The organism is Marinomonas epiphytica (assembly GCF_054780655.1).
Map to the genome: position 1 here is coordinate 286182 of NZ_BAAGVX010000026.1, position 12556 is coordinate 298737.

The 12556-nt window shown below is 44.0% G+C and carries 11 protein-coding genes; all 11 read left to right on the forward strand.

All coding sequences use genetic code 11. The features are described from left to right. The first annotated feature begins 79 nt into the window (after positions 1 to 79). Positions 80 to 550: a helix-turn-helix domain-containing protein gene (locus tag ACYVGZ_RS06430; RefSeq protein ID WP_460752844.1), complete on the forward strand. Its 471-nt coding sequence runs from the start codon at positions 80 to 82 to the stop codon at positions 548 to 550. Beyond that, positions 550 to 1704, forward strand: a complete 1155-nt coding sequence (locus tag ACYVGZ_RS06435; protein ID WP_460752847.1) for a sensor histidine kinase — start codon at positions 550 to 552, stop codon at positions 1702 to 1704. Before ACYVGZ_RS06430 ends, ACYVGZ_RS06435 begins: the two co-directional genes overlap by 1 nt. A gap of 1 nt (position 1705) precedes the next feature. Next, complete coding sequence (locus ACYVGZ_RS06440) at positions 1706 to 3052, forward strand: sigma-54-dependent transcriptional regulator (RefSeq protein ID WP_460752850.1); 1347 nt, start codon at positions 1706 to 1708, stop codon at positions 3050 to 3052. Between the two features lie 68 nt (positions 3053 to 3120). After that, entirely contained in the window at positions 3121 to 3483 is a 363-nt protein-coding gene (fliE, locus tag ACYVGZ_RS06445) for a flagellar hook-basal body complex protein FliE (RefSeq protein WP_460752853.1), read from the forward strand. A gap of 27 nt (positions 3484 to 3510) precedes the next feature. Next, positions 3511 to 5184, forward strand: a complete 1674-nt coding sequence (gene fliF / locus ACYVGZ_RS06450; protein WP_460752855.1) for a flagellar basal-body MS-ring/collar protein FliF — start codon at positions 3511 to 3513, stop codon at positions 5182 to 5184. Beyond that, positions 5181 to 6194 (forward strand): flagellar motor switch protein FliG, encoded by a 1014-nt coding sequence (gene fliG, locus ACYVGZ_RS06455; protein WP_460752858.1) that lies wholly within the window; start codon positions 5181 to 5183, stop codon positions 6192 to 6194. Before fliF ends, fliG begins: the two co-directional genes overlap by 4 nt. A gap of 7 nt (positions 6195 to 6201) precedes the next feature. Continuing rightward, the gene (locus tag ACYVGZ_RS06460) at positions 6202 to 7002 is read left to right on the forward strand and encodes a FliH/SctL family protein (protein WP_460752861.1); all 801 of its coding nucleotides are present in this window, start codon (positions 6202 to 6204) and stop codon (positions 7000 to 7002) included. 11 nt (positions 7003 to 7013) lie between these two features. Further along, a complete protein-coding gene (gene fliI, locus ACYVGZ_RS06465; RefSeq protein ID WP_460752864.1) occupies positions 7014 to 8345 on the forward strand; it encodes a flagellar protein export ATPase FliI in 1332 nt (443 codons plus the stop codon). A 33-nt stretch (positions 8346 to 8378) separates the two neighbouring features. Then, positions 8379 to 8813 carry a flagellar export protein FliJ gene (gene fliJ, locus ACYVGZ_RS06470; RefSeq protein ID WP_460752866.1) on the forward strand — a complete coding sequence of 145 codons (435 nt, stop codon included), beginning with the start codon at positions 8379 to 8381 and terminating at the stop codon, positions 8811 to 8813. A gap of 110 nt (positions 8814 to 8923) precedes the next feature. Further along, on the forward strand, positions 8924 to 10765 hold the full coding sequence (locus tag ACYVGZ_RS06475; protein ID WP_460752869.1) for a hypothetical protein: 1842 nt from the start codon (positions 8924 to 8926) through the stop codon (positions 10763 to 10765). Between the two features lie 104 nt (positions 10766 to 10869). Then, the gene (locus ACYVGZ_RS06480) at positions 10870 to 12519 is read left to right on the forward strand and encodes a SpoIIE family protein phosphatase (RefSeq protein ID WP_460752871.1); all 1650 of its coding nucleotides are present in this window, start codon (positions 10870 to 10872) and stop codon (positions 12517 to 12519) included. Positions 12520 to 12556: the final 37 nt, after the last annotated feature.

Sequence of the window (12556 nt, forward strand, 5' to 3'; positions counted from 1 at the left end):
ATAAGGAAAAATTCGCATTATAGTTAGGTGGTGCGTTTGAAAATGGCGTGTCACCTGATTTAAAGCATGAGGTGGTAATGTGAAAGCTTGGTTATGTGGCTTAGATGAAGAAGAAATGTCCAGCGTGTCGAGTGTTTTGACATTTGTTGGTATAGAGCACAGTGACCAGTTTACTGCTTTTAGGTTGCCGGATTTTGTGGTGATAGGCAAAGCCATTGAGTCCTTCGAGTTAGACGAGCTTGTGCCAATCATTTCACTTAATCCAGAACTCAATTTTGCAGACGGATATAACGTATGGCAGTGCCCTTTACCTTGGCGCTCACAATCTTTTTCTGCAGTAATACGGGACATTCAACATGCCAGATCCTTACCGCAAAGGTCTGGTGTAGATTTAAATTTACATGTGCGCCATCTTGAAGCTTTGTTGATTCGCCAAGCATTGGTTTCAACCCAAGGGGTGGTCTCCCGGGCGGCCCAAAATCTTCAGATTCAGCGTACCACTTTGATTGAAAAAATGCGTCGCTATAATATTGATAAGTCGGAGTTCTAGTGAACAAAGACGAAGAAATTGCTGAACTTAAAGCAGCCTTTCAGGCTTTTTCTGAGTCCTCTGAAGTGTTGGCTAAATCCTATTTAGACCTACAGCAGGAAGTCGCTCGGTTATCAGAGCAACTGGCCCTTGCTGAGCAAGCTAAAAAGCAAGAAGAAGACAAAAATCGAGTGCTGGTGGCACAATTTCAGCAGCTCTTCGCATCCATGCCAGTGGGGGTGCTATTGCTAAACGGTGATGGCCTAGTTGTAATGGAAAACCCCGTCGCGCAAAGCTTATTTGGGGCTTCTTTAGTTATGCAGTCTTGGGGGAAAATTGTTCCGAACAGTTTTCGCCCACAAAAAGACGACGGCCACGAAGTCACTATGGTGTCTGGGAAGCGAGTGCGAGTTGAAACAGCTTCCCTTGGTAATGTGCCAGGTCAGTTGATCATTCTAGTGGATCTGACAGAAGCTTATCTTTTGCAAAAACAACTCTCACACCATGAGCGCTTATCTAATATGGGGCGGATGGTGGCTGCGCTTGCCCATCAGATTAGAACACCGTTAGCATCGGCAACCTTGTATGCAGGGCACCTTCAAAAGCCAGATCTGGCCCCCGTGATGCGTCAATCTTTTGCTAACAAGTTGGCCGACCGACTGACTAATATTGAGCGCCAAATACGGGATATGCTGATATTCTCCCGTAGTGATATCAAGTTAGATGAAACCGTTTCCTTGTCTGATTTGTATTCAAATTTATTGGAAAACTGCCAAGAGATATGTGAGCAAAAAGGCGCGAAGCTTGAGTCGAAAGTGCCTCATGATGCGCTTCAAGGGCATATACAATGTAATAAAGAAACCCTATTAGGTGGGCTGCTGAATCTATTAAATAATGCCATTGAGGCTCAGCCGCAAGGGGAAGTCGTTGTCTTGAATTGTGAGTTATTAGTAGACCAAGTGAGACTGTCTTTTCAAGATCAGGGGGAGGGGATGTCTCCTGAACAACTTGAGAATGTCCAGCAGGGATTTGTGACTACGAAACAACATGGTACCGGTTTGGGATTAATGGTTGTCAAAGCCATTGCAAGGGCTCATCATGGTTCATTTGGGATTGAAAGTATAGAGGGAGCTGGTACGACAGCCAGCTTAAATTTGCCTCTTTTAAGGGTTTGAAATGTCAGAAGTAAGATTATTGGTCGTTGAAGATGATAAAGGCTTGGCTGAGGCCCTAGAAGACACCTTAATGCTGGCTAACTATCAGTGCCGCATGGTATACAGCGCTGAAGGTGCTGTATTGGCATTGAAGCAACAAAATTATGACATGGTAGTGTCTGATGTGAACTTACCCGGCATGGATGGGTACGGTTTACTACATCACGTTATTGACAGCTATCCTGAATTGCCAATTATGTTGATGACAGCGTATGGAGATATTGCTCAAGCTGTTGAAGCAATGCGTGACGGTGCGGTTGATTATCTTCTTAAGCCCTTTCAAGAAGATGAGCTCTTAGCCATTATTGCGAAGTATACCTCGAAGGCGGTTGTCCAACAAAGCTATCAACCTATTGCCCAAGACCCTTCTAGTATTGCTATGTTGGACTTAGCTAAGCGAGTGGCAGTAACGGATTCAACTGTGCTTATTTGTGGAGAAAGTGGAACCGGTAAAGAGGTTCTAGCGAGCTTTATTCACCACCAATCTAATCGTGCAAGTGCGCCATTCATCGCTATCAATTGTGCTGCAATTCCTGAAAATATGCTCGAAGCCATGTTGTTTGGTTACGAAAAAGGCGCCTACACTGGTGCTGTTTCTTCACAGGCGGGTAAGTTTGAGCAAGCCAATGGCGGCACTTTGTTACTTGATGAAATCACTGAAATGGACGTAGGCTTACAGGCGAAGTTGTTGCGAGTCTTGCAGGAACAAGAAGTTGAGCGCTTAGGTGGGAAGAAAACCATCCCTCTTGATGTACGAGTCATTGCTACGACCAACCGCGACTTAGCTGAATATGTTCGTGAAGGTGGTTTCCGAGAAGACCTATACTACCGTTTGAATGTTTTCCCGTTACGTTGGTCGCCACTACGAGAAAGAACAGGCGATATTTTACCTATTGCGCAGCATTTGCTGGTTAAACAGGCTAATAAAATGCGTATTGAAAAACCTTTGTTATCAACTTCCGCGCAAAGTAAATTGTCAGCCCATCCTTGGCCGGGTAATGTTCGTGAACTTGATAATGTGATTCAGCGAGCGTTAATTCTTAGCCATAGTGGCCAAATCTCAGCCGAACACATTGTGTTTGATATGATGGGGGCTCCCGTTGCTGCTGAGCCTGTTGAGCAAGAACCCGACAGCGCCGCTTCAATTTTAGGGAAGGGGGTGCAAGAGCATGAATTTAGAATAATTGCTCAAGCTCTTATTGATGCTAAGGGTAAGCGAAAACAAGTGGCTGAAACTTTAGGAATCAGTCCGAGAACATTACGTTACAAAATTGCTAAGATGAGAGAGAGAGGAATTGAGGTAGATTGATTTTTCTATCTTTTTTTCCTTCTCTTTATGCTAAGCTGTGTGAGTATTGATTTTATTAGGTGAGTTAAATGGTCACTGATCGACCTGACATTAATCAAGTTTTATCTCAAATGAGAGATATGCGCTCGCAAGTGCAGTCTCCCAGTTCTGCCGTCTCAAACCTACCGACTCTAGGTGGTGAAACAGACTCGGCTACGCAAGTGGAGCGGGCTGACTTTGCAGAGATGCTGAAAAATGCGGTTGATAATGTCAATTCTATGCAGAAAGAAGCTTCCCAATTAGCGCAAGCCTATGAGCGCGGTGAGGAAGGTGTAGATTTACCTCAAGTAATGATTGGCTTACAAAAATCCAGCGTGTCCTTTGAAGCTATGACTCAAGTGAGGAATAAACTCGTTGACGCGTATGAGAAAATTATGAATATGCCTATATAGGCAGCTTAAGGCGCTTGGCGATTATTGATGGATAATGTCCCTGCAGAACAAACGGAACAAAAACTCTATGTAGAGTTACTAACCGGCTTTAACAAGCTGACGGTTATTCGTCAGCTTGCATTAATGGTCGGCTTAGCTGCGTCTATCGCTATCGCCTTAGCGGCCGTCCTTTGGACGAATGGCCCAGACTACAAACCAGTCTTGAGTAGTATTACGGATTACAACGCAGATCAAATTGTTGAAATACTTAGCACAAATAACATTCCTTTCAAATTAGATGAAAATACTGGTGCTCTCTTAGTAGAAGGCGATTATTATCATCAAGCACGTTTAAAACTAGCCGGTTCAGGTATCGTTTCTGACAACATTGTTGGGCTTGAAATTATGGACCAAGAGCAAGGTTTGGGCACCTCTCAGTTTGTGGAGTCCACCCGGTATCGTCGTGGTTTAGAAGGCGAACTAAGTCGCACTATTTCTAGCTTACAAAGTATTAAATCGGCTCGGGTGCATCTTGCAATTCCAAAAGAGTCTGTTTTTGTTCGAGATACTCGAAAACCGTCTGCGTCGGTTTTTTTGGAATTGTATCCGGGGCGGCGCTTGGACCGCTCACAGGTTGATGCAATTGTTAATTTAGTCGCTTCTAGTATTTCCCAGTTGAGTGATAAAGACGTTACCGTGGTTGATCAGCGGGGAACCCTGCTTACTGAAAAAGACAGTACTTCAGAATTATCAGTTGCAGGTAAACAGTTTGAATACACTCGAAAAGTAGAAGACGTTTTGCTGACTCGAGTGAATAACATTTTAGGTCCAGTTATCGGAGCTGGGCGATTTAAAGCCGAAGTATCTGCGGATGTGGATTTTACGGCGGTAGAACAAACCGCGGAACAGTACAACCCTGACTTGCTCGCGTTAAGAAGTGAACAAACATTAAGAGAGAACAGTGCTTCCAGAACCGGTGCCGGTGGTATTCCTGGGGCATTAAGTAATCAGCCTCCAGGTGCGGTTAGTGCTCCTGAAACTTTTGATCAAAATGGGGCTACAGTTGGTGGTTCTAGTGGGCAAAATAACGGGCAATCCCGAGAAGAGACAACCCGTAACTTTGAGCTGGATAGAAGCATCAGTTACACCAAGCGTCAACAAGGCACAGTGCGTCGATTATCCGTCGCTGTGGTAGTAGATGACATTGTGAGTATCGATCCAGAGTCTTCTGCGGTAGTGAGAACCCCTTGGAGTGATGATGAACTTGGGCGGCTAACTTTGCTGGTTCGTGATGCTGTTGGTTATGATCCATCTCGCGGTGATAGTGTTAGTGTCATCAATTCGCCGTTTGCGTTACCAGAACCGGAAGAACCTATTGCGGAAGTACCTTTTTATCAGCAAACTTGGTTCTTGAATCTACTGCAGCCTACTTTGGTTGGCGTGTTTGTTCTGATCTTATTATTGGTTGTAGTACGGCCAATTCTGAAAACACTAAGCGAGCAAAGTAAAATCGCTGTGGCCGAAGATACTGAAGCGACGATCTTTGCAGATGAAACCGATGAAATTTCGGATGATCAAGTCTCTCTCGTGAGTGCCGAAGATATTATGGTGCCTGGTTCGCCTGAGAAGATTGATCGTCAATTAAATGCGATAAGAGGACTCATTGCTGAAGAGCCTGAACGAGTTGCTCAAGTTGTTAAGCAGTGGGTGATGGAAGGATGAGTGACGCCGGTCAAAATGAAAATTTAACCTCAGTACAAAAAGCAGCGGTACTTCTCATGTCCTTGGGGGAGTCTGATGCGGCGCAAATTCTAAAGCACATGGGGCCAAAAGAAGTTCAACGTATTGGTCAAACCATGGCGCAATTGGCAAACGTTCAGCGTCACCAAGTAGAAAAGGTGCTGGACGATTTTCTTGTCTTAGTCGGGGATCAGACAGGTTTAGGGCTTGGTGCAGATGGCTACATTCGTAACATGCTTAAAGAAGCACTCGGGGAAGAAAAAGCAGGTAGCCTCATTGACCGCATTTTATTGGGGGGCAATACGACAGGGCTAGACACATTAAAATGGATGGAACCACGAGCTGTAGCGGATGTAATACGCTATGAACACCCCCAAATCCAAGCCATCGTAATTTCTTACTTAGACCCAGACCAAGCGGCCGATATTTTGGCTAACTTTGATGAACGTGTACGCTTGGATATTGTACTGCGTGTGGCGGCTCTTGAAACAGTACAGCCTGCTGCGTTACAAGAATTAAATACCATACTTGAGCGTCAGTTCTCTGGTAATCAGTCGACTCAGTCCACTACCATTGGTGGTATTCGAACTGCTGCAGATATCATGAACTTTATTGATAGCTCGGTGGAAGCTGAGTTGATGGAGTCTATTCGTGATGCCGATGAGGATCTTGCTAACACCATTCAGGATTTGATGTTTGTGTTTGATAACTTGGCCGATGTCGATGACAGAGGTATTCAAGTCATTCTTCGTGAAGTGGAATCTGAAACTCTTATACTTGCTTTAAAAGGGGCTGACCCTGATATGCAAGAGAAAATCTTCAAGAACATGTCTTCTCGTGCTGCTGACATGCTGAAAGACGATTTGGAAGCAAAAGGCCCTGTTCGAGTCAGTGAAGTGGAAGTGGCTCAAAAAGAAATTCTTGCTGTTGCTCGACGTCTCGCTGACAGCGGCGAAATCGTTCTTGGCGGTGGCGGCGAGCAGATGCTTTAGGTAGTTCATGTCAGATCCGCAAGATAATAAAGCCAAAAAGCTCACAGCTTATGAACGCTGGGAGCTGCCACACCTTGACAATCCTCAGAAAGCCAATCCGACAGGTCCTGCAATCCTGCATAAAAAAGAAGATGATGCGCCTTTTGAGGAAGTAGATCAAGATAGTCTGGTATACGAACCCCTGACAGCTTCTCAGTTAGAAGAAATTCGCTCAGCAGCCTACGATGAAGGGTTTGTGCAGGGTGAATCTGAGGGGCATGACAAAGGCTATGCTGATGGCTTCTCTAAAGGAGAGGTTAATGGCTTTGAAAAAGGCTATGAAGATGGTCAGTCAATCGGGGCAGAAGAAGGGCGTGCTGAGGCGCAACAGAAAGCAGAGCAGCAGTTTGCTCAAGTTGAAACACTGCTATCCGCATTGTTTCAAGAAGTTCAGCGTCCCCTTGAAGAAAGCCGAGCAGGCGCTGAGCAAATTCTCAATGCCGCTTTACTGAGAATGGTTGAAAGCGTCTGTTTGACTCAAGTGAAAGAAGAGTTAAAAGACTCTTTAAAAGCCCAGCTGAGTCGTATTTTTGATGAAATTGGTGAGTTTGAAGGTCGGGTTAAAGTCCGTTTACACCCAGATGACATGAGTGTGCTGGATGAACTTGCTATTTCTGACAGGCTGGCGCTCAAATTAGTGGAAGACCCTGACCTCACTGCGGGAGGATTTGTTATAGATTCTCAGTCCTTTTATGTAGATGGTCGGGTTGAACAACGTATTGCAGCTGTCTGCGATGAGTTACGCAACCTCTTTGGCTCCCACAAATAAGGTAATGGCAAATGGCAACGTTACTTGATAGGTTGCAAAAGCTAGAAGGTGTGTCCTCTCGTCATCACCTCCCACAATTAGAAGGTAAGGTTACGCGCATGGTTGGTCTAACCATGGAGGCGGTTGGTTGCATCGTCGCCTTGGGCGACCGTTGCTTAGTGCAAGTGCGCCAAGATCGGTGGGTAGAGTCTGAAGTAGTCGGCTTTACGGGTAACCTAACTTACCTCATGCCGACTGAAGCGATTGATGGTATTTCCCCAGGGGCTAGAGTCAAACCTTGCTTAGATGAAAGTCTCATGCCGGTGGGTGATGCTTTATTGGGACGTGTTGTTAATGGCCTTGGGAAACCTTTAGATGGCAAGGGAGCCATAAAAAGCCAGAGTGCGGTTAGTTTGCATGGCGATATTATTAACCCATTGCAACGCAAGCCTATCAGTGAGCCTTTAGATGTGGGTATAAAGGCAATAAACAGTCTGCTAACTGTGGGTAAAGGCCAACGTTTAGGCTTGTTTGCTGGTAGTGGTGTCGGCAAAAGTATGCTTCTTGGCATGATGACTCGTTTTACTCAAGCCGATGTCACGGTTGTCGGCCTTATCGGGGAGCGTGGTCGAGAGGTTAAAGAGTTTATTGAGCAAATTTTAGGTCCTGAAGGACTAGCACGTTCTGTGGTGGTGGCATCCCCTGCCGATGATTCTGCCCTAATGCGCTTGAGAGCAGCAATGTTAACGACCCGCATTGCTGAATATTTTCGTGATCAGGGCAAGAGTGTTTTACTGCTGATGGACTCCTTAACTCGCTACGCACAAGCGCAGCGTGAAATTGCCTTGTCAGTAGGTGAGCCGCCTGCCACCAAGGGTTACCCACCCTCAGTTTTTTCAAAACTTCCACAATTGGTCGAACGAGCGGGTAATGGCAGTGAAGGTGGTGGCTCAATCACAGCTTTCTATACAGTGTTAACTGAAGGGGATGATCAGCAAGATCCCATTGCAGACGCTTCTCGGGCGATTTTAGATGGTCATATAGTATTGTCCCGTCGCTTAGCTGAAGAAGGTCATTATCCGGCAATTGATATTGAGGCTTCTATATCAAGGGCGATGCCGCAAATAGTCAGTGAGGCTCATTTACAGGGGGCCATGAGAGTCAAACAATTGTATTCAAAATTTCAGCAGAATCAGGATCTCATTTCGGTTGGTGCCTATGCAAAAGGCAGCGATGAGGACCTTGATCAGGCCATTGTGCAGATGCCTGAGATTAGAGGTTTTTTGCAGCAAGCTTTAGCAGAGAGCTTTACTATAGATCAAAGTTTAGAAGCGCTTGTTATGGCTATGACAAAAGGGCAATAATAGAGGCTCATAAATCTTCTGTTGGTGAAGGGAATGAAACAGTCTAAACGAATGCAAATACTGGTCGATTTGGCTCAGCGCAAAGAAGATGCTGTGGCTTCTCAATTAGCGAGAGATCGCTCAAAAGTTGCTGAAAGTAAGCAAAAGCTAGCCGAGTTGAAGGAGTATGCAGCTCAGTATGAATCTGAAAGAAATTTACTGGGTCTCAGTGCTTACTTAACAACGAATTATCAGCATTTTGTCAATCGAGTGCAGCAAGCAGTAATGCAACAAGAGCAAGCAGTTGGGCGAGCTGAACAGCAAGCAGAAATGACGATGCGGCGTTGGCTAGAGGCACGCAGTCAAACCCAAAGTATGGATTGGCTAAAAGACAAAAAAGTAAAAATCGAACAGGTTGCTGATGAAAAACTAGAGCAAAAACAAAGCGATGAATTTGCCATGCGGCGTTATTTGGATGCTAACTTGTAATAAATAGTATCTGCATTCCCTTCTTCAGTTGTATTTCTCTTCGTAATCTTTACATTATAAAGCCTTCGGTGAAATGCCGTTTTCCTTTTTAAAAAGATAAAGTGGTCATAATGAATAAAACAAACGCTTTGTTGCTGCCAAGGAAGAGTGTTTTTACTAGCTTATATAAACGTGTTGGCTTTTTTTTCCTGATTTTTATCTTGTCCGCTGCCATTGGCGGCGCTTGGTTGAAACAACAGCACGCCGCATTAGAGCAGCGTCAAAGAGGGTTGGCAACATTAGAGTATCAAGTTTCTAATGTGGAGATGTATCTAATTGAGTCCTTGCTGATAGGGGAAGGGCGTTCTAATCGTGGGGTTAAATCTCTTTATCTTTTGCAATCTGAAGTTCGATTTATTGAAGAACACATACAAAAAATGCCTGCATTCACCCCTGCTGACTATCAGAGTTTATTGACCTTCTTCGAAGGTCTTTATGGCGTGCCTGACGAACAGGTATTTCAACTTTCTGAATCTAAGCGCAGTGAACTTTTTCATGTCTTAGATGAGCTAAAATTACTGCATGTATCGCTAATGCGAGCGTCGGTGCAAATGAAAGCTGATAGAGCAGCTTTGGAGCAGAATGCGCTCTATTACATTGTTTCTATCTCATTGCTCTTTCTGCTTCTGTTTCTTTTATTTGCAACAATGGTGAGCCGACGCTTAAGAAGCGGGTTTCATACGATTAATTATCATCTTGGCAAAAATCAATATGCGCAAAGTGCAGCTGCACATAGCCTATCAGATGAATTTACTGATATCGGTTCCGCGGTTGCAAAAAGTTCTCAGGAGAAAGAAAAGGGATACCAACTCTTAGAGCAGCAAAAGCGCATTACACAGCAGCTTTTTCAAGTTAATAATTCAGTCGAGTTGCTCATTGATATTGAAGATGGGGTGCAAGCCGTCAGTAAGGGATTTATGGCTTTTTGGGAGCAAAATAGAGAGTCGATTGCAGAGCAATTAGGAATGGATGCGACTTTAGACACACCATTGGGACAAGTGGTAAGTGACGTTGTTCTGTTTGCAGACTGTTCTGCGTCTTTACAAATTAATGAGGCCGAATACGTGCTTAAAGTCGAAAACCTCAATGATAACCTCATTTTGTTACAGGCTAGTTTAGAACCTCTTAGTGTAGAGCTAGATGTTCTCCGCAATAGTTTGATTTTAATGGCGAATGGGGTTTGGGATTACCCTGTGAAGGTTTCAGAGAGTAGGGCGTGTTATCCATTTGCTGTTGCCTTGGAGAGCTTACGTAAACAGGTTCTAAACTTGCTAAATGCGCTTAATGATGAGTTCAAAGTGCATGGAAATTACGAAGAAACGACCAAACTGCAACAAATAACTACTTACATTCGAGGCGGGAACAACAATAATAAAGGTCAACCTAAAACGGAGATTGATTCTGTAGTTGTGCCTGAAGTGGTAGAGCATCAAAAGCAAGTCAAAGGGGTTAATGTACAGGCGTTCTCAGATGTTCATGACAATGTTTTATTAGGTTATGAAACGGTTGTTCAAAAGCTGGATTTGCTTGCGAAAGATCTTTTAGCAGAAGAAGTTTTGCTTACGAATGTTGACCAATGGTTGCAAGAGGTCATGGCAGGAGTGCTATTTGGTTTGAGTTCTGCTCAAGAGGAAAGTGCTCAGGTGCGTAACCGTATTGCGAAAGATTTAGCTCATGATGTTGATACGGTTGTTGAGCAAATAGAGCAAATGAAACGAAGAATTCTTGCTTCTGTCGATTTTGTAGAGTCTGACATTCAGTCAAGTTATGCAAGGCTAGAATCAGCGCGAACTAACATTGCAGGAATGCTTGAACACTTGGGTGATGTATCTGAACAAAGCGCGGCAAAACAAACCTCACAAAGTGAGGTGAAAAGTATCGATAGCAAAACAGCGATGTGGGACGATTTTTAACTAAACGAGTAGACTGCTTAAGGGTTTTATTATGGCGTTTTTGTTCATAAAAGAAATGTTTACGGCTGTGGGTAGTCGTCTCAAATGTATCGTTTAGGTATCCTATGATGGCTGGCTTTGCTCTAAAAATTATCTTGGTCGATGTCTGCGATGAGAGCAGTAATGACTTAGTAGATTTTATCGAACGCCAAGGTCATGACTTGACGCAGGTGTTTAGTCTCGCGGAAGCTGTCACGAGTGTTTCTCAACGTGTTCCCCACCTTTTGATGATAAAAGCCAGCTTTCTTGCTACTGCGAATAAGCAAGAAATAGTTGATTTACAAGAGCTTACTGCAGAGTTACAGCCTTCTTTTCTTCTTCTTTGTGAAGGAGATCAAGTGACATCTTTGCCTTTTTCTCTGAATAGAGGGGGTGGTGATTTTATGTGTCAGCCTTATAAATTCGAATACCTGGCTACAAAGCTTGAACATGTTGTTAAAAGATTTGAATGTTCTGATTTGTGTGCTGTAAATAGTGATCAGCTTGCAAAAGAGGTTCGAAGTACAAGTGTCGATCAAGAAATGGCGACAACTCTTTACGATAATATCGCCAAATTTAATAACTTGTATGATTCCGCTTTAACCTATATTGCGCATTCTAATCATCTCTTTAAGAAAGATGTGCTCTTGTCGGCCAAGAAGCCTGATGGTGGATTACACGTCTTTCTTGGGCGTTTCAATAACCATTCCTTTTCAGCTGTTTTTGCAGCTTTTTCTATGGCGGATGCCTTTTTCGAAATGTCTGCGAAAGGCTTTTCTGCCACAAAAGTGTTGTTGAAAATGAATGATAGATTAAAATCCAGTTTGCCAGATTACATGTGTATGGTTGGCGCTTTGATTGATTTGCGCCATCATGAAGGCAGTGTCGAAATTTGGAATGCAGGATTGCCTGATCTTCTCCTGCAAGACTCGGTAACCGGTCAACTCATTCGTTTTCCGTCAAATGGTCAGTGCCTTGGGTTGCAGGACTCAAATGCTATGTCGGCGCAATTGGAAATGGCCCCTATTTCAGAAAGCTCGATAGTGGCCATGCAGTCTGTTGATCTGGAAGTTAAGTTGCCAGGTTTGCAGGACATATTACTTGCTGGTAAGGATCAAATAACAGAGCTACAGGCGCAGATAGTGAATCACCATGATGACTACACGTTTGTTTCTATTGACTTGTCGCATCTTTATAAGCACTACCCTGTATCGCCTAATACTCTGATTGATGCTTCAGAAGTGACGGGCGGTTTCTCTTTTGAGTACGAGCTAAATGCTCAATCTTTGAAAAGCATTGACCCCCTGCCTTACATTCTTCAGGTTATCACAGCTGAGCCAGGTTTAAGTAAATGCTCGGGGCAGGTGTTTATGATTCTATCAGAGCTTTACTCTAATGCTCTTGAGCATGGAGTCTTGAAGCTCAAGTCTGATAAGAAGGCTACCCCTGAAGGCTTTGCTCGTTATTATGAAGATAGGCAAAAGGCTCTAGATAGCCTGACTGACGGCTTTGTGAAGATAAAAGCACGCGTTACAACCCTTAGAGGGCAATCAGTATTACAGATAACAGTTGAAGATAGTGGTAATGGTTTTGATACTGAAAGGGTGATTTTTGATATTCCTAATACTGAGGTTTTCTATAACCGCGGTTTTGCTTTATTGAATCAACTTTGCAAACGAATTGAGTTTTCCCAAGGTGGTCGCTCAGTGACGGCAAGCTATCAATTAGAGTACTGAATTTGAGTTGTTGGCCCTCCTATTGCATAGGGTAATG

What these genes read in the sequence shown, in the direction of transcription:
- ACYVGZ_RS06440 (WP_460752850.1), top strand. Translation starts at nt 1,706, where the DNA reads ATGTCAGAAGTAAGATTATTGGTCGTTGAAGATGATAAAGGCTTGGCT.
- fliE (WP_460752853.1), top strand. Translation starts at nt 3,121, where the DNA reads ATGGTCACTGATCGACCTGACATTAATCAAGTTTTATCTCAAATGAGA.
- fliF (WP_460752855.1), top strand. Translation starts at nt 3,511, where the DNA reads ATGGATAATGTCCCTGCAGAACAAACGGAACAAAAACTCTATGTAGAG.
- fliG (WP_460752858.1), top strand. Translation starts at nt 5,181, where the DNA reads ATGAGTGACGCCGGTCAAAATGAAAATTTAACCTCAGTACAAAAAGCA.
- ACYVGZ_RS06460 (WP_460752861.1), top strand. Translation starts at nt 6,202, where the DNA reads ATGTCAGATCCGCAAGATAATAAAGCCAAAAAGCTCACAGCTTATGAA.
- fliI (WP_460752864.1), top strand. Translation starts at nt 7,014, where the DNA reads ATGGCAACGTTACTTGATAGGTTGCAAAAGCTAGAAGGTGTGTCCTCT.
- fliJ (WP_460752866.1), top strand. Translation starts at nt 8,379, where the DNA reads ATGAAACAGTCTAAACGAATGCAAATACTGGTCGATTTGGCTCAGCGC.
- ACYVGZ_RS06475 (WP_460752869.1), top strand. Translation starts at nt 8,924, where the DNA reads ATGAATAAAACAAACGCTTTGTTGCTGCCAAGGAAGAGTGTTTTTACT.
- ACYVGZ_RS06480 (WP_460752871.1), top strand. Translation starts at nt 10,870, where the DNA reads ATGATGGCTGGCTTTGCTCTAAAAATTATCTTGGTCGATGTCTGCGAT.